The 17,373-nt window shown below is 59.9% G+C and carries 16 protein-coding genes and 1 riboswitch; of the genes, 10 read left to right on the plus strand and 6 right to left on the minus strand.

The annotated features are described in order from the left end of the window. Positions 1-71: 71 nt before the first annotated feature. From SRB521_RS09920 to metK, 3 genes are all read right to left on the minus strand, one after another. A complete protein-coding gene (locus tag SRB521_RS09920) occupies positions 72-1,280 on the minus strand; it encodes a sensor histidine kinase (RefSeq protein ID WP_116721783.1) in 1,209 nt (402 codons plus the stop codon). 1 nt (position 1,281) lies between these two features. After that, the gene (locus SRB521_RS09925) at positions 1,282-1,950 is read right to left on the minus strand and encodes a response regulator transcription factor (RefSeq protein WP_075703634.1); all 669 of its coding nucleotides are present in this window, start codon (positions 1,948-1,950) and stop codon (positions 1,282-1,284) included. A gap of 203 nt (positions 1,951-2,153) precedes the next feature. Further along, entirely contained in the window at positions 2,154-3,338 is a 1,185-nt protein-coding gene (gene metK / locus SRB521_RS09930) for a methionine adenosyltransferase (protein ID WP_033116314.1), read from the minus strand. Between the two features lie 84 nt (positions 3,339-3,422). Beyond that, a riboswitch (SAM riboswitch) is annotated at positions 3,423-3,522 on the minus strand. Between the two features lie 189 nt (positions 3,523-3,711). Between metK and SRB521_RS09935 the strand changes: the two genes are divergently transcribed. From SRB521_RS09935 to SRB521_RS09955, 5 genes are all read left to right on the plus strand, one after another. Further along, positions 3,712-4,569: a rhomboid family intramembrane serine protease gene (locus SRB521_RS09935; protein WP_242857424.1), complete on the plus strand. Its 858-nt coding sequence runs from the start codon at positions 3,712-3,714 to the stop codon at positions 4,567-4,569. Between the two features lie 21 nt (positions 4,570-4,590). Then, positions 4,591-4,986 (plus strand): cytidine deaminase, encoded by a 396-nt coding sequence (cdd, locus tag SRB521_RS09940; RefSeq protein WP_033116316.1) that lies wholly within the window; start codon positions 4,591-4,593, stop codon positions 4,984-4,986. A gap of 75 nt (positions 4,987-5,061) precedes the next feature. Further along, entirely contained in the window at positions 5,062-5,274 is a 213-nt protein-coding gene (locus SRB521_RS09945; RefSeq protein ID WP_116721784.1) for a DUF378 domain-containing protein, read from the plus strand. 241 nt (positions 5,275-5,515) lie between these two features. Continuing rightward, on the plus strand, positions 5,516-5,779 hold the full coding sequence (locus SRB521_RS09950) for a metal-sensing transcriptional repressor (protein ID WP_033116318.1): 264 nt from the start codon (positions 5,516-5,518) through the stop codon (positions 5,777-5,779). A gap of 29 nt (positions 5,780-5,808) precedes the next feature. Further along, positions 5,809-8,346: a heavy metal translocating P-type ATPase gene (locus tag SRB521_RS09955; protein WP_116721785.1), complete on the plus strand. Its 2,538-nt coding sequence runs from the start codon at positions 5,809-5,811 to the stop codon at positions 8,344-8,346. A 60-nt stretch (positions 8,347-8,406) separates the two neighbouring features. On the opposite strand, the gene SRB521_RS09960 is transcribed toward SRB521_RS09955, so the two are convergent. Next, positions 8,407-9,525, minus strand: a complete 1,119-nt coding sequence (locus SRB521_RS09960) for a GGDEF domain-containing protein (protein WP_116721786.1) — start codon at positions 9,523-9,525, stop codon at positions 8,407-8,409. 159 nt (positions 9,526-9,684) lie between these two features. Between SRB521_RS09960 and SRB521_RS09965 the strand changes: the two genes are divergently transcribed. Continuing rightward, positions 9,685-11,037: an 8-oxoguanine deaminase gene (locus SRB521_RS09965; RefSeq protein WP_033116320.1), complete on the plus strand. Its 1,353-nt coding sequence runs from the start codon at positions 9,685-9,687 to the stop codon at positions 11,035-11,037. Positions 11,038-11,126: 89 nt separating this feature from the next. Here SRB521_RS09965 and SRB521_RS09970 read toward each other — a convergent pair whose 3' ends face one another. Both SRB521_RS09970 and SRB521_RS09975 read right to left on the minus strand, forming a co-directional pair. Beyond that, the gene (locus SRB521_RS09970; protein ID WP_058117507.1) at positions 11,127-11,912 is read right to left on the minus strand and encodes a type III pantothenate kinase; all 786 of its coding nucleotides are present in this window, start codon (positions 11,910-11,912) and stop codon (positions 11,127-11,129) included. Between the two features lie 4 nt (positions 11,913-11,916). After that, positions 11,917-12,612, minus strand: coding sequence for an ECF transporter S component (locus SRB521_RS09975; protein ID WP_257534816.1), 696 nt, complete (start codon positions 12,610-12,612; stop codon positions 11,917-11,919). A gap of 253 nt (positions 12,613-12,865) precedes the next feature. Here SRB521_RS09975 and coaBC point away from each other — a divergent pair, with 253 nt between their 5' ends. The 4 genes from coaBC to SRB521_RS09990 all read left to right on the plus strand — a co-directional run bounded on the left by coaBC (position 12,866) and on the right by SRB521_RS09990 (position 16,713). Next, positions 12,866-14,074, plus strand: coding sequence for a bifunctional phosphopantothenoylcysteine decarboxylase/phosphopantothenate--cysteine ligase CoaBC (gene coaBC, locus SRB521_RS09980; protein ID WP_075703627.1), 1,209 nt, complete (start codon positions 12,866-12,868; stop codon positions 14,072-14,074). Positions 14,075-14,252: 178 nt separating this feature from the next. Further along, positions 14,253-15,614, plus strand: coding sequence for an MATE family efflux transporter (locus SRB521_RS09985; RefSeq protein ID WP_075703626.1), 1,362 nt, complete (start codon positions 14,253-14,255; stop codon positions 15,612-15,614). A 158-nt stretch (positions 15,615-15,772) separates the two neighbouring features. Continuing rightward, complete coding sequence (locus SRB521_RS16520) at positions 15,773-16,123, plus strand: LysO family transporter (RefSeq protein WP_075703624.1); 351 nt, start codon at positions 15,773-15,775, stop codon at positions 16,121-16,123. Beyond that, positions 16,120-16,713: a LysO family transporter gene (locus SRB521_RS09990; protein WP_033116324.1), complete on the plus strand. Its 594-nt coding sequence runs from the start codon at positions 16,120-16,122 to the stop codon at positions 16,711-16,713. The genes SRB521_RS16520 and SRB521_RS09990 overlap by 4 nt, the downstream gene beginning before the upstream one ends. Positions 16,714-17,373: the final 660 nt, after the last annotated feature.

Here is a 17,373-nt window from a genome sequence, read left to right on the forward strand (position 1 = left end):
CCTTTTGTAAAAATTTTTTGAACAAAAAAGGCGGAGAGGCACCTTCTCCTCTCCGCCCCCGAAAACGGACGCTAAACGCAGGGTAGTTCCACAAAAAAGCTGTTGACCCCGTCCTCACTCTCCGCCCAAATGCTCCCTCTATGCTGCACCACAATATTCTCCGCGATGGAGAGGCCCAGACCAAAGCTCCCGTCCCTGCTTCGGGCCCTATCCACGCGGTAAAACCGTTTGAATATGTTTTTAATATCTTCCGGCGGGATGCGCTCTCCCTGGTTTTTTACAACCAGTCTGCAGCGCCGGTTCCCCTGCTTTTGGAGCGTCACCCAGGCAGTCCCGCCGGGAGAGGAATACTTCAGCGCGTTGTCCAGCAAAATGTCCATCAGCCGCTGCAGCAGTGCCGTTTCCCCGGAAACAGAAATATCCCGGTCGATCCGGACGTCCAGGCGCAGCCCCTTTTCAAAAAAGGCTGGCTCAAAAGGGAGCACGGCATTGGCGGCCAATCTGCTGAAATCCACAGTACCGACGGTGGGCCTCGATTCGGCGTTGTCCGTCCTGGCCAGCTCCAGCAACTGTTCAATCAGCTCCCGCATCTGCCGGGACATCACCAGAATGTGGGATAAAAATTGGGCTTTATATGCCTCGCTGTATTCCGGGTCGCTCATGAGTTCTGCGTTTGTCATAATGACCGTCAGGGGCGTTTTCAGTTCGTGCGACGCATCCGCCACGAACTGACGCTGCTGCTTCCATGCCAGCTCCACCGGCCTTACCGCCCATCCGGAGAGAAGGATGCTTATGGCCAGAAACACCCCAAACCCGAGCCCTCCAAGAAAAAGACAGGTTTTCGTCAAATGGTCCAGCGTGGCGACCTCGCTGGAGATATCCGTAAATACCAGGCATTGGTCGATCGGCGTACCGACCCGGTAATACCGCAGATGGTACCCCTCGATCACGCCGAACGCCTTGGGGGAAGCAAACGCCATATCGATCAGATCGCTCAGAAATGCATCGTTGGACAAGTCATAATAGCCTCCGCTGGTCGCTATCAGCTCTCCCCGTGGACTCACCTGGAGTATAAAGTACGGTAGGCGCACTTCCCCTCCGGACTCATTGGGGATACCGGGGTGAAAGGGCTGGCTGGCAACGTTCTGCATCATGGCAATGCTCTCGGTTTCTAGATTCGCCCGCGTAAAATAGAACACAAGCCCCAAGATCACACCGAGCATGATGGTGACAATACTCATGTTGATCATCACAAATTTAAATCGCAGTTTTCGGATCATGCTACTCCGCCTCCAAATGGTAGCCCAGTCTGCGGATCGCTGCAATTCGGATGTTCGAACCGATGCTGGCGAGCTTTTTTCTCAGGAACCCAATGTAGACCTCCACATGGTTTTCTACCGCTTCGGAGTCGAAGCCCCACACCCTAGCGAGGATTACTTCCTTTGACAGGTTCCTCCCGCCCGCCTGCAGCAGAAACCGCATGACGTCGAATTCCTTGGCCGAAAGACGGACTCTGTTTTCTCCGCAGATCAGCATGGCGGAAGAGAGATCCAGCGAGGTGTTCCCAAACCTGACCTCGTCCACCTGCGCCCCCTGCCTGCGCAGCAACGCGTTGATGCAGGCCAGGAGTTCCCTCGCATCGAAAGGTTTTGTGAGATAGTAGTCCGCGCCGGCGTTCAGCCCTGTTATGCGGTCCTCCAGCTCTGATTTGGCGGTCAGCATCAGGATCATGGACCCCAAATGCTTCATGCGGACCCTCCTGGCCACTTCGAATCCGTCCACGCTCGGCATCATAACATCCAGAATCAGCAAATCGTAGACGCCCAGCTCTGCGTATTGCCTTCCCGTCTCTCCGTCATAGGCGACCTCCACATCGAATCCCTTTTTCTGCAAAAGAGTACGGATGGAGTCTGCCAGCAGCTTTTCATCCTCAACAATCAATATCTTCACGTCCGCACACCTCCGGGATGTTCCACGTTTATCATACACCCAAACCCTGAAATAAAGCTGAAGGTTTTACAGAAAGCCCGGCAGTTCCGACCGAACTGAGAAAAACGGCGTGACATGCGCTGCATGTCACGCCGTTTTTCTTTTCGTATCCCAACGCACCGGCTCTCTGCCCCGCGTCCGGCGGTCAGACCTCCGGCACCGGCTTACAGATACTGCTTGAGCAGCTCCGCCCGGTCAGTCTTTTCCCAGGGCAGGTCCACATCGGTACGGCCGAAATGGCCATAGGCAGCGGTCTGCTCATAGATGGGGCGACGCAGGTCCAGATCCCGGATGATGGCGGCCGGGCGCAGGTCGAAGTGCCGGTTGATGATTTCTGCCAGCCGCTCGTCGGGCAGCCTGCCGGTACCATAGGTGTCCACCAGCACGGAGACCGGATGGGCCACGCCGATGGCATAGGCCAGTTCGATCTGGCACTTGCGGGCAAGGCCCGCCGCCACCAGGTTCTTGGCCGCATACCGGGCCATATAGGCGGCGGAGCGGTCCACCTTGGTGGGGTCCTTGCCGGAGAAACAGCCGCCGCCGTGGCTGGCGGAGCCGCCGTAAGTATCCACGATGATCTTCCGCCCGGTGAGGCCGGTGTCCCCCACAGGGCCGCCGACCACAAAGCGCCCGGTCGGGTTTACATAAATTTTAGTGTCCTTGTCGATGTACTGCGCGGGGATGATGGGCTTGATGATGGTCTCCATCACCGCCTCCCGCAAGTCCTTCAGGGCGATGTCCGGGTCGTGCTGGGTGGAGACCACAATGGCGGGGCAGCGCAGGACACGACCCTCCGCGTCGTACTCCACGGTGACCTGGCTCTTGCCGTCGGGGCGCAGCCAGGTGAGCTCCCCGCTCTTGCGGGCCTGGGCCAGGCGGCGGGAGAGGCGGTGGGCCATGGAGATGGGCGCGGGCATGAGTTCAGCGGTCTCGTCGCAGGCGTAGCCGAACATCATTCCCTGGTCGCCGGCACCCACCAGGTCCAGCGGGTCGCTGTCGCCGCCCTGCTGGACCTCGAAGGACTGATTGACGCCCATGGCGATGTCGGGAGACTGCTCGTCGATGGCTGTCATGACGGCGCAGGAGCGGTAGTCAAAACCGTAGGCCGGATCGGTGTAGCCGATCCGCTGCACGGTTCTGCGGGCAATGGCCGGGATATCGGTATAGTGGGAGGTGGTGATCTCTCCCATGACCACGATCATGCCAGTGGTGGTGAAGGTCTCACAGGCCACATGGGCGGTGGGGTCGCTTGCCAGGATATCGTCCAGGACCGCGTCGGAGATCTGGTCGCATACCTTGTCTGGATGTCCTTCGGTGACGGACTCGGAGGTGAATACACGGTGACTCATACTGATACCTTTCCTTTCTTTCTGTCCGGGACGGGAGGCATAAAAAATGCGCTCCACATCCAACGGAGCGCACGAAGTTTTGTTTCCTCATCTTTCGATCACTGCCGCCGGATTTGGCACCTTGCGCTTCACCGCAGGTTGCCGGGCTTCATCGGGCCGTTCCCTCCGCCACTCTTGATAAGGCTATTTGATTGTATTTCTATTATAAGCGACAGCCCCGGGGTCTGTCAAGGGGGACGACCTCCTCGCTCTTTTCCCAGATTTCCCAAACTGGGAAAGGACGCATTTGGAAAGTTTACAAAAACTTATAGACTTCCCGCAGAAAACCGGGTAAAATATCTCACACACTAACTGATGTAAGGAGGCTGCGGCCTTGCACTCCATTACCGACTGGCTCGACCGGTTCTGCTACAAACACCCGCGTTTGGGGATTCCCAATCTGATGATGTACATCGTCATCGGCAATATCGCCGTCTATCTGCTGGACAATTTCAGCGGCGGCGCCTGTTCCGCCATGCTGGCCTTTATCCCGGCCGGTATCCTTCGCGGCCAGCTCTGGCGGCTCGTCACCTTTATTTTCGTCCCCGCCTCCGGCTATAACCTGATCTTTTTCGCCCTCTTCCTCTACATGTATTATTTCATCGGCAACATGCTTGAGCGTGAGTGGGGTTCGGTCAAGTTCACTGTGTACTACGGCATCGGCGTGCTGGCCAATGTCGTTGTGGGGTTGGTGCTCTCTGTGCTGTATGGTGCCAACTACGCCTGGTCCGTGGTCAGTGTGGACTACCTCAATATGTCCCTCTTCTTTGCCTTTGCCGCCCTGTACCCCGACCTCCAGTTTCTGCTCTTCTTCATCATCCCGGTGAAGGCCAAATGGCTGGCCTGGATCGACGCGGCTTTTTTTGCGCTGTCCATCGCCACCAGCCTCCTGAACCTCAGTTGGACCGGCGTGGTGCTGCCCCTGGTGGCCATCGCCAATTTTCTTCTTTTCTTCTGGGAGGACGCCGCCCGCATCTTTGGCCGGGTCAGGCACCAGCATTCCCGCCAGACCATCAATTTTAAAAAGGCCACGCGGGATGTAAAAAAAGAAAAGGGATATCTTCATAAATGCGCCGTCTGCGGCATCACCGACGCGGACGACCCCGACATGGAGTTCCGTTACTGCTCCAAGTGCAACGGCTACTATTGCTACTGCATGAACCATATCAATAACCACGTGCACATTCAATAAAATAAAAGGGAGGCTCTTGCGATGACGGAGCGCGAACTGGTGGACAAGGCCATCTCCATGTTTCCATATTCCTATGTACCCTATTCCCACTTCCCTGTGGGCGCGGCTCTGGAGTGCGCGGATGGCTCTGTATTCACCGGATGCAATGTGGAGAATTCCGCTTACGGCGATACCATATGTGCCGAGCGCACCGCTGTGGTCAAAGCGGTGAGTGAAGGCCATCGGGACGATTTCGTCCGCATCGCCATCGCCGGAAATTCCAAGGACTACTGCTGGCCCTGCGGTTCCTGCCGTCAGGTGCTGTTTGAATTCGCGCCCGATCTGGAGGTCCTCATCGCAAAAGAGGGCGGCGACTATGTGAAGCTGTCCCTTCAGGCCCTATTGGCCCACGGTTTCGGCCCCAAGGCACTCTTATAATCTTATTTTTTGTATAGTGCCTCCTCATGTTGGTTATCCTATGGCTGGAAACCCAAAATGAGGAGGTATTCTTCCATGATCATGGATAAGATCGCCCTGGTCCTGGCCATTATCGGCGGACTCAACTGGGGCAGCATCGGCATCTTTGGCTTTGATATCGTGGCCTTCCTGTTCGGCGGGTCTAGCAGCGCCATCAGCCGCGTGATCTATACCCTGGTGGGTCTCGCCGCTATCTGGTGCATCTCTCTGCTTTTCCGCGATACTGCAGCGGCAGACGAGCGGGCCTGAGGCTAAGAAATCCCCGCACTCTTCCTGGAGTGCGGGGATTTTTGCATGTCGCAAGATCCCTCGGTGCCTTTTGATCCGCTGCGCAGATGGGCCGTTCGCGTACCAATCCCCCCCATCCGCTGTCTGCCAGAGACGGTTTTTCCGTTTTCTCTTGACAAACACACCCCGGGGGGGTATTATAATACCACACCCCCGAGGGGTATTGTTTTACGCCTCTCACTTTGTAAGGAGGGATTGCCCTGTGATGGCAGACCAGAAAAAGGTCCTGCGCCTCCTCAAGACCGCCCGCGGTCAGATGGACGGCATCATCAAAATGGTGGAGGAGGACCGCTATTGCATCGATATCTCCACCCAGGTCATGGCCGCCGAGGCCATGTTGAACCGGGTCAATCAGGAGATCCTGACCGCCCACCTGAAGCATTGTGTCAATACCGCGCACACTCAGGAGGAGCGTGAGAAAAAGATCGATGAATTGGTGGACATGCTGGGCAAAATATTGAAGTGATCACTTACACTCTTGCGAGGTAACCATCTATGAAACAGAAATTCAATGTCACCGGTATGACCTGCTCGGCCTGCTCGGCCCATGTGACCAAGGCAGTGGAGAAGCTCCCGGGCGTGTCCTCCGTCAATGTCAACCTGTTGGGCGGGTCCATGCTGGTGGAGTATGACCCGGGCGCTGAGAGTCCGGAATCCATCATTGCCGCGGTGGATGATGCGGGCTACGGGGCCGCGCTCCCCGCCTCCAAGGGCGGCGCCAAGGCGGATGCCGCTCCCGCGGTCGACATAGAGGCCGAACTGCTGGGGATGAAGCGCCGATTTGTGATCTCCCTGTGCTTTCTCCTCCCTCTCTTTTATATCGCCATGGGGCACATGATGGGGTGGCCCCTCCCGCATTTCTTTCACGATAGCCGAAACGCCCTCAGCTTCGCTCTGATCCAGTTCCTGCTGGTACTGCCCATCATGTATGTCAACGATAAATACTATAAAGTGGGCTTCAAGACCCTGCTCCACGGCTCCCCCAATATGGATTCCCTCATTGCGCTGGGCTCCCTGGCCGCCGTGGTCTACGGTGTGGCCGCCCTCTTCCAGATCAGCTACGGCATGGGGCACGGAGACGCCGAGCGGGTGTCCAAGTGGTCTATGGACCTCTATTTTGAGTCCGCGGGCATGATCCTCACCCTCATCACTCTGGGCAAATATCTGGAGACCCGTTCCAAGGGGAAGACCAGCGAGGCCATCAGCCGGCTGATGGATCTGGCCCCCAAGACCGCGACCGTCCTTCGGGATGGCGCCGAGGTGGAGATTCCGGTGGAGGATGTGGCTGTGGGGGACCTCATCTTGGTCAGGCCCGGCGCCTCCATCCCCGTGGACGGCGAGGTGACGGAAGGGACCTCTTCGGTGGACGAGTCCGCCCTCACCGGCGAATCCATCCCCGTGGAAAAAGGGCCTGGAGACCGGGTCGTGGCAGCTTCCATCAACAAGTCGGGCTCCTTCACCTTTCGCGCCACCCGGGTGGGGGACGACACCACTCTGGCCCAGATGATTGCTCTGGTGGACGAGGCCGCCTCTTCCAAGGCCCCCATTGCCCAGCTGGCGGATCAGGTTGCCGGCATTTTTGTCCCCACTGTCATCGGCATTGCCCTGGTCACCGCCGCCGTATGGCTGGTCCTGGGCTACGGCGTGGAGCACGCCCTGACCGCCAGCGTGGCCGTGCTGGTCATCTCCTGTCCCTGTGCACTGGGACTCGCCACCCCTGTGGCGATCATGGTCGGCACAGGAAAGGGCGCGGAAAACGGTATCCTGATCAAGTCCGCAGAGGCACTGGAGACCCTGCACACCGTCTCCACGGTGGTGCTGGACAAGACCGGCACCGTCACGGAGGGGCGGCCCAGGGTCACCGACCTCTACCCCGGAGAGGGCATCACAACAGAGGAGCTGCTCTGCGTGGCCGCTTCCCTGGAGAAGCCCTCAGAACACCCTCTGGCCGAGGCCATTGTCCGCGAAGCTGAGGAGCGCAAGATCCCCCTTGTCCCGGTCCGGGACTTCGAAGCCGTCCACGGCCGCGGCGTCCGGGCTGAAGTCCAGAGCTCCCATTATCTGGCCGGCAACCGTGCCATGATGGAGGAGAGCGGAATTGATCTGGGCGCGGAACACCTGATGGCCGATGGCCTGGCTGAAAACGGCAAGACCCCCCTCTACTTTGCACAGGACGGCAGGCTCATCGGCCTCATCGCCGTGGCGGACACGGTAAAGCCCTCCAGCGCCGAGGCCATGCGCGGCTTCCGCGCGCTGGGGATCGACGTGGTCATGCTCACCGGCGACAACCAGCGCACCGCCGACGCCATTGGCCGGGAGCTGGGCGTCACCAAGGTCATCGCCGAGGTCCTTCCCCAGGACAAGGAGGCTGTCATCGCCTCTCTTCAAACCGAAGGCCGGCGGGTGGCCATGGTGGGAGACGGCATCAACGATGCCCCGGCTCTGGCCCGATCCGACGTGGGGCTGGCTATCGGCGCAGGGACTGACGTAGCCATCGAGTCGGCGGACATCGTACTCATGAAAAGTGATCTTCTGGACGCCGTAACGGCGGTGGAGCTCTCCAAGGCCACCATCCGGAATGTGAAGCAGAACCTCTTCTGGGCCTTTATCTACAACATCATCGGGATCCCCCTGGCCGCCGGCGTGTGGTTCCCCCTCACCGGCTGGCAGCTCAACCCCATGTTCGCCGCCGCGGCCATGAGCCTTTCTTCGGTGAGCGTGGTCTCCAACGCCCTGCGTCTCAAGCTCTTCAAGCCCCGGCGTTCCCATCCGGCAGAGTCTGTTCCCACAGGGGCGGATGGCCATATCGATATGAAAAAGGAAGTGTGTCAAATGGAAAAGAAACTCACCATCGACGGCATGATGTGCCAGCACTGCGTCGCCCACGTCTCCAAGGCTCTGAACAGCCTGCCCGGCGTCACAGCCAACGTGGACCTGGACACCAAGACCGCTACCGTCTCCGGCACCGCCTCTGACGAGGCACTGAAGAAGGCGGTGGAGGAGGCCGGATACTCCGTGGTATCCATCTCCTGAGTCCATATCCCCGCAAAACAGCGCACCCCCGGAGTTTCCTCCGGGGGTGCGCTGTTTGCTCTATGCCTGATAGAAGCAGATGGAGCCCCGGGCCTTCTTCGCCTGGTACAGGGCCGTGTCCGCCCGGCGCAGCAGCTCCGCCGGGCCCACGCCCGGCTGGTGGACCGCCACGCCGAAGCTGATGGTCACCTGCTCCAGCTCCCGGCTGAGCGTCGCCTCAGAAAAGCTGTGCTGGATATCCTGACAGGCCTCGCAGAGCTGCGACTTTGTCCGGCTCCGGAATAAAATGCAGAACTCGTCCCCGCCAAAGCGGTAGGCCGCGCCGAGCCTTGTCTTTTGCAGCACGTTTCCCAATTCCCGCAGATACCGGTCTCCCTGCATGTGCCCCTGAGTATCGTTGACCTCCTTGAAATTGTCCAGGTCCAGAATGGCCATACTGTATTCCGGCTCCGGCCCCTCCCCCGCCAGCGTGTCCATCATCTGCTGGAACGCCTGTCGGTTCCCAACGCCGGTCAGAGAATCCGTCAGCGCCTCTACCTGGAAATGCTGCTTCTCCAGCTCACGCTGGATGCTGATCCGATTCTTTTCCTGTTCAATGGAGATCATCACCATGCAGCCTACATAGACCGCCGCTAAAATCACCAGGGAGAGCGTAAAGTCCATGTTCTGCTCTGCGGTGCCCAGCTTGGAACTTGCTTCCGGGTCCCAGTGGAAGAGCAGGTCGGAGAGCGTTTTGCACAGAATGCAGCCTGCCGCCGTCATAGTGGTCAGCACCCGATCTCCATAGGCCGTTGTCAGCACGATGGGGACTCCGAAGGCCATACAGAGGGATGGGAAAATATTGTGTACCGTATAGGTCACACAGCAGATGAATACCAGCGCCATTGAGACCGTATATATTTTTGCCCTGAGTGGGAGCCGGGAACGCTTAACCCACAGCGCCGCCACTACGGCCAGCAGATTCAGGCCGGAAGGCGCCAGCATATATTTCCCTATGTATAAGCTCCGGGAGGCCGTCATTCCTCCCATCCACCGTAGGGCAAAGTAGACCACCGCCTCCATCAGACAGATGAAGGCCGCCAGCCCCGCTCCCGCCCTGAAGTGGGCGTTCAGCCATTTGGCGTTGATCCGGTCATATTCTCTGCGGAGCATATCCTGCCCGCCGCTTCTATCGCCCATGCAGGAATCCCCCCCCCCCGGGTTTTCCGTTATTGTACCAGATATCTCTCCGCATGTCACGAAAAACGTATCTCCTCCTCTTTCTCCATTGACGGGGCGCGCCCATTTGGGATATGATGGAGATAATATCTATAAAGGGTACCGAAGGAGGTCGTTCTTATGCCCACCCTGCTTATCAAAAATGCCCGGTATATCGTCTCCTGCGACGACAAGGACACTCTGTATGAACGCACAAATCTCTATATCAAGGACGGCGTTATCGCCTCAATCGGCCGTGACTACCACACTGCGGACCAGATCATCGACGCCTCCTCCATGGTGGTCTACCCCGGCCTCATCAACACCCATCACCACCTCTACCAAATCTTCTCCCGCAACCTGCCGGAGGTGCAGAAGATGGAGCTGTTTCCCTGGCTGGTCACCCTGTACGAGGTCTGGAAGGGGCTCGACGAGGAGGTGGTCGCCTACTCCACCCTCACGGGCCTGGGCGAGCTCCTGAAAACCGGATGCACCACCTGTTTCGACCATCATTATGTCTTTCCCCGCGGAGCAGGCGATCTCATCGCCGCTCAGTTCCGGGCCGCGGCTCAGGTCGGGATGCGCTTCGTGGCCTCCCGCGGCTCCATGGATCTCTCTCAGAAGGATGGGGGCCTTCCCCCCGATTCGGTAGTGCAGACCATCGACGAGATCATGGCCGATTCCGAACGGCTGGTCCGGGTATGGCATGACCCTTCGCCTTTTTCCATGCGCCAGGTGGCCCTGGCCCCGTGTTCTCCCTTTTCGGTGAGCGGCGACCTGCTCCGGGAATCCGCCAAGCTGGCCCGGACCCTGGGTGTGCGCCTTCACACCCACGTAGCCGAGACCAGGGACGAGGAGCAGTTTACGCTGGAGAAATTCGGTCTCCGCCCCATAGCCTACATGCAGTCTCTGGGCTGGACCGGGCCGGACGTCTGGTATGCCCACGGCATCCACTTCAACGACGACGAGCTGCGCATCCTGGCGGAGACGGGCACCGGCGTGGCCCACTGTCCCGCGTCCAATATGAAGCTCTCCTCCGGCGTATGCCGGGTGCCGGAGCTGCTCCGGCTGGACATCCCGGTGGGGCTGGCCGTGGATGGCGCGGCCTCCAACGACGGCTCCAGTCTGCTGGAGGAAATGCGCGTGTGTTATCTGCTCCACCGGCTCCACGCCAGCGCCGCCGCCCCCACAGGCTACGATGTGCTGAAGCTTGCCACCCGAGGCTCCGCCCGGCTGCTGGGTCGGGACGACATCGGCTGCCTCGCCGCCGGAAAGGCAGCTGACCTCTTCCTGATCGATCTCAACCGCCTGAGCCTGGTGGGCGCGCAGTTTGATCCCATGTCCATGCTGGGCACCGTGGGCTTCAAGGGCGACGTGGACTACACCATCGTAAACGGCGTTCCCGTCGTCCAGCATGGGGAGCTCACCACCATCGATGAGCGGGAGACCGCCTATGAGGCAAACCGGGTGGTCGCGCGCTATCTGGGCCGCTGAGGAAAGGAGGGGGCGTCCGCACAGTTGTGCGGACGCCCCCTCCTTTCCTTTCCCGGCGTGCAGTACCCCCGTGGCAGAGGTACGGTGCGTCAGGTCTGTCCGGCCGCGCTTCCCCGTATACCCCGGTAGATCAGATGCAGCCCCCGCAGCAGCAAATGTTCGTCACGGAACACCGCTCGCCGGCAGTAGGGGCAGACCAGGCCGCTCAACCCGCCTGTGACCACCGCGGTCACAGGCTGTCCAAGCAGCTCCTCCACCCGCGCCGTCAGGCCGTCGATCTGGGCCGCAGCGCCGTAAATCGCCCCGCTCTGCATGCAGGATACCGCATCGGTGCCCAGCAGGGTGGCCGGCGCCTCCAAAGGGATGGGCGGAAGCTGGGAGGCCCGGGCGGCCAAGGCTTCTACAGAGAGTCCCAGTCCGGGCAGGATCATCCCGCCCAGAAACGCTCCCTCCCGGTCCAATACGGATAATGTGGTGGCCGTCCCCAGATCAAAGACGGCCAGGGGCGGCGCATAGCGCGCCAAGGCGGATACCGCATCCACCACCCTGTCATTGCCCAGCGTCCGTCGGTCATAGCCCGCCAGGACGAGTCCGACGTCCAGCTCCGCATCAACCGTCCGCACAGGGCGGCGCGTCACCTCCCGCAGGGCGCTTCGAAGGCGCTCCGTCAGTTCCGGCACCACGGAGCAAAGCGCGCTTCCTGCTATCTTGTCTGCCGTCAGTCCCCTCTCCCGGAGGAGCTTGCCCAGCGCCTCACGCCATGCGGTCCCGTCCCACTCCCGGCTGCTGGGCAGGCGGTCCACGAAGGAGGGCTCCTCTCCCGCAAAGCCGCCCACGACTACATTCGTGTTCCCAATATCAACGGTCAGAATCATAGGCTCAGGCAGGCTGGCCGGCGGAGGGCGCCGGCGTCGTCTTGTCCAGGTGAAGGGCCTGGGCCAGGGGCAACGCCACCGCAGGCGTGATGACCGCCGCCACAATGGCCTCCGGTATCCCGTTGCCGGCCACGATCCCCAGAATGATCCCCAGGACCGCGTCTACGGGCACACCGTTCATGGCGGCGTAAGCCTGGCGGAATGCCAGGAAGATCATGCCCATGACCAACGCCGTATTGGTAAAGGCGCCGATCACGGCGGACACCGCCATACCCCCCGCCCTGACCCCCGCGTTCCCGCGGGAGAACACCAATCTGACCAGCCGGTACATCATCCAGGGGGTCACGCCCACCAGGATGCGGGGCACAAAGCAGATGACCAGCGCCCATAAGCTGCCGCGGTCTGTGCCGGGCACAGGGATGAAGGGTGAAAAGGCAAAGGAGAGGGCGCTGGGCATCATCGTATTCTTGATCAGACTGGTCAGCCCAAATATGCCGCCGAGGAACGCCCCCTTCTTCGGCCCCAGCAGAATGGAGCCGATGATGACCGGCACATGGAGAATGGTGGCCTTGATGAGGGGCAGATCGATGAGTCCGATGGGCGTGAACGCCAGGAGAAAAATGATGGCCGAGAACATGGCGAGCAGTACAAGGCCATAGACCTGGCTGCTCCTGCTGGTCCGATTCTGCGCGTTTTTCACTTTTTCATTACCTCCTGCTGCCGTTCCCTCTCGGGGATACAGCGCATCAAAATAGGTGGCCTCCGCCCCGCATCCGCCACGGGAGCCTGCCGTCCCACACACGAGTACAGCGGCTCCGGACCGGGCTTTGACGGCGTCTATTATAGAGGATCGGCCGGAAAATCTCAATACTATTTTCCCGCTTTTTATTTACAGCATCCCCCAACTCTGATATACTTTCTCCCAGAATTTTAAGAAAACGGGGGGCTTTGTTATGCTGAAGGGAAAAACAGTACTTTTGGGCGTGACCGGCGGGATCGCCTGCTATAAGGCGGCGGAGCTGGCCTCCGCCCTGGTTAAGCAGCACTGCAGCGTCCATGTGCTGATGACCGCCCACGCCACGGAGTTCATCACACCCCTCACGTTTGAATCGCTCACCGGAAACCGGTCCGTTGTGGACACCTTTGACCGAAATTATCCCCATCAGGTGGAGCACATCGCTCTGGCGGATCAGGCCGATCTGGTGGTCATCGCTCCGGCCACGGCAAATGTGCTTGCCAAGCTGGCCCACGGTCTGGCGGACGATATGCTGACCACCACGGTACTGGCCTGCGACTGCCCCAAGCTGGCCGCGCCGGCCATGAACACACGCATGTACGAAAATCCGGTGACGCAGGACAACCTGGACCTGCTGCGGCGCTACGGCTGGGAGATCATGGAACCTGCCAGCGGGCGGCTGGCCTGCGGCGCTGTGGGGCGGGGCAAGCTACCCGACCCGCAGGTCATGCTGGAATCCGTTCTCCACGCCCTGTCCCACGAAAAGGACATGTGCGGGCTCCGGGTACTGGTCACCGCAGGGCCCACCCGGGAGGCGCTGGACCCCGTACGCTACCTCACCAACCACTCCACGGGACGGATGGGCTATGCCGTCGCCAGAGCCGCCGCCGCCCGCGGCGCCTCCGTGACCCTCGTCACCGGGCCCACGGAGCTCCCGCGCCCGGCCTATATGGAGGTCGTGGAGGTGACCTCCGCCCGAGAGATGTTCCAGGCGGTGACCGCCCTCTCGGCCTCCATGGATCTCATTATAAAGGCCGCCGCTGTGGCGGATTACCGTCCTCGCAGCGTAGCCGCGGACAAGATCAAAAAATCCGCCGAAGCGCGGGACCTCTCCCTGCCGCTGGAGCGCACCGACGATATTTTGGGCTGGCTCGGCGAGCACCGCCGTCCCGGACAGCTCCTGTGCGGCTTCTCTATGGAGACCCGCGACCTCCTTGAAAATTCCCGGAAGAAGCTGGCGAAAAAGCACCTGGATCTGATCGCCGCCAACAACCTCAGGGAGGAGGGCGCGGGGTTTGGAACCGCCACCAACCTGCTCACCCTCATCACCGCGGAGCGGGAGATTCCCCTCCCGCTTCTCTCCAAGGACGAGGCCGCCCACAGGCTGCTGGACGAGCTTCTGGCCCTGAGGAGCACCCGGACTTAGCCCCGGTCACCAGCCCCAGCGTCAGGACGTTCTCCCGGCCTTTCCACGGGATCCGCTCTCAAGTCCGCAGGCTTTTGTTCCTCTTTTTTGTGTAATATCCTCGTTGCAATTCTGTACCGCCGTGGTAAAATGGGTGTTTGTCGATTGATTGCAAGACAGCAGGATAGGAGGAACTTTCATGCTGGAACAGGTTGCAGTTCAGACGGACGTCCGCCCACCGCTTTTTTCCGGCAGTGCGCTGCGGCGGCTGATCATCCCTCTTGTCATTGAACAGTTTCTGGCCATGACCATCGGTATGGCCGACACGATGATGGTGACCTCGGTGGGCGAACACGCCGTCTCTGGCGTGTCCCTAGTGGACAACATCAGCATCCTGCTCATCAATATTTTCTCCGCCCTGGCCACCGGCGGCGCGGTGGTGGCCGCGCAATACCTGGGGTCCCGGGATGAGCCCAACGCCTGCGCTGCCGCCAAGCAGCTTTTTTATGCCATTGCGGCTCTCTCCACTGCTATGATGGCCGTCTGCCTCCTTTTCCGCGAACCCATCCTGCGGCTGGTCTTCGGAACGCTGGATGACGACGTGATGACCGCCGCCATGACCTACTTTCTTCTCACCGCCATCTCTTATCCCTTCCTCGCCGTCTACAACGCCGGGGCCGCCCTGTTCCGTTCCATGGGCAACAGCAAGGTCTCCATGTTCGCCTCCCTCCTCATGAATATCGTCAACATCGGTCTCAACGCCGCGCTCATCTACGGTGTGGGCATCGGTGTGGCGGGCGCCGGTTTTGGCACCCTGGCCTCCCGCCTGGTGGGCGCGCTTCTCATGACCTGGCTCATTTGCCAGCCCCACAACCCCATCCATATCTCCGGACTGTTCCGCCCGGAATTTCAGAATCAGTTGGTCAAAAAGATTCTCCGCATCGGCGTCCCCAACGGCATGGAAAATGGTATGTTCCAGGTCGGGAAGCTGATGGTGCTGGGGCTGGTCACTCCCCTGGGCACTTCCGCCACCGCTGCCAACGCCATTGCCAACAGCGTGGCCGCCATGGTCAATGTCCCGGGCAACGCCGTGTCCCTGTCTTTGATCACTGTGGTCGGCCAGTGTATGGGGGCGGGCGACTCCAGGCAGGCCGTGGGCTATACCAGGAAGCTCATGACCATCGTCTATCTGTCCATGGGCGCGCTGAGCCTGTCCCTCTTCTTTGCCGCAGGCCCGGTGGTGTCCTTTTTCGGGCTTACGCCTGCCGCCGCCCGGATGGCCGTGGAGGTCCTCCGCTGGTGCTCGGTCTTCACCGCTGTTTTCTGGCCTATGTCCTTTGTTCTGCCCAACGCCCTCCGCGCCGCCGGAGACGCCAGATTCACCATGATCGTCTCCATGTTCTCCATGTGGGTGTTCCGGGTGGGTTTTTCCTATCTGTTGGTGCCCTATATTGGTCTGCTGGGTGTGTGGATCGCCATGTTCATCGACTGGGTCCTCCGCACCGCCGTGTTTCTTTTCCGCTTCCTCCGTGGGCGCTGGAAGACCAAAACCGTGATTTAAGCGCACGCTCTAAAAACGGGACCGGCCACTGCCGGTCCCGTTTTTTCTCTCTGCCGCTTGCAATCCCCCGCCATATCTGCTACCCTTACGAGGTGTGGATTGGTTGAGCGGTCTCAGTGGGAAGAGATCGCGCCATCAAAGAGAAGGAGATTCGTCACATGCAGTATATGGATTTCAGCCTCCTCCTGTACATCGGGATGTTGGCAATGGGCGTTCTCGTGGGCTCCCGCAAATCGGTGCGGAGCCGGGAACTTCCCTGGCTCGGAAGGGTGCAGTTTGTGGCCCTCATTGCTCTGATCGCCGTTCTCGGCGTGGAGATCGGTGCGGATGACAAGGTGATCTCCTCCCTGGGGGAGATCGGGCTCTCCGCCCTGATCATCACCGTTTTTGCCCTGGCCGGCTCTATCTTGTGTGTCTCTCTGGTCCGCCGACTCCTGAAGCTGGACCGGGAAGGCCGTACCGCCGCGCAGAAGCGGACCAACTGTGAACAGGAGGAGGGCAAGCTATGACTAAGTGGATCATCGGCGCCGTTGTCGGCGGCATTCTGGCCGGGTACTTCTTTGTTCCCGAGGCCCTGGCCGCCCACTGTGGCACCTTTATTACCGTGGGACTCTGTCTGATCCTCTTTCTGGTGGGTGTGGACATGGGGAGGCAGGGCAACGTCTGGCGGGATATCAGGGCCGCCGGCTTTAAGGTCCTTCTGATCCCTGTCGCTGTAGCCGTGGGGACCATCGGCTTTGCCGCCGTAAGCAGCCTTTTCCTGCCCCTCACCGCCCAGGAGGCCATGGCCGCCAGCGCCGGTTTCGGCTGGTATTCCCTGGCCCCCATGCTCCTCTCCTCCTATTCGGCCACCCTCTCCGCCGTGGCTTTTCTCTCCAATGTCATGCGGGAGGTGGGTTCCATCCTTCTCATTCCCATCGTTGCCCAGCGCCTGGGCTTCATTGAATGTGTCGCCCTGCCCGGCGCCGCGGCGATGGACACCGTTCTGCCCGTTGTGGTGGGTTCCACTCACGAGCGTATCACCATCTACTCCTTTGTCTCCGGCGTCATTCTCTCCTTTGCCGTACCAGTGCTTGTCCCTCTGATCATGCAGCTTTGACGTGTGAAAATCGTTCCGTCGCGGCAGAGGCATCCCTGGACCTCCGCAATAACGACACACAGGCCGAACGTTTTTGCCCCTCGCTTCGTGCGCATCCGATCTCAAAAAGAAACACCAACTGACAGGCTGGCGTTTCTTTTTGTTCTTAACGGGCCAATCGCTGTTCTCCAGCCGTGAAAAATCGCTGCTGAAGGCAAGCCTTGTCAAATGCGCCCCCGGCAGAATGGCCGATACCAGAGGAGGCGTAAGGATGCCTTTCATGGAGAGAGAAAAGCTCGTTTCAAGCGATATATCGCTTGAAACGAGCTGGAAGAGCGGCCGCAAAGTCAAAGCCTAAGGGAGCGGGTTCGACTTTGACCACAGGAAAAGGGAGCGGGCCGATGCGTTCTTTTTGTTCCGAGGATAAAAAGACGTCGGAGCAAAGCGGAGTTTGCCCCGACGTGGAGCTACTGGTCAGATTTGAACTGACGACCTGCGCATTACGAGTGCGCCTAACTATGTTTTTTCTATATTCGTCTGTAGCCGCAAAGCCTTGTACTGCATAAGTTTTTCGGTTCCTCTGTTTCGCGTTGGCCCGCCGATTTATCTTAATTTTGATGCGCACAAGCATCAAATAAGCACCAAAAAAACGGTCCCAAGGGCCCCCACGAGAACGAGGGA

The sequence above is a fragment of the Intestinimonas butyriciproducens genome, from assembly GCF_004154955.1.
Lineage (GTDB): Bacteria > Bacillota > Clostridia > Oscillospirales > Oscillospiraceae > Intestinimonas > Intestinimonas butyriciproducens.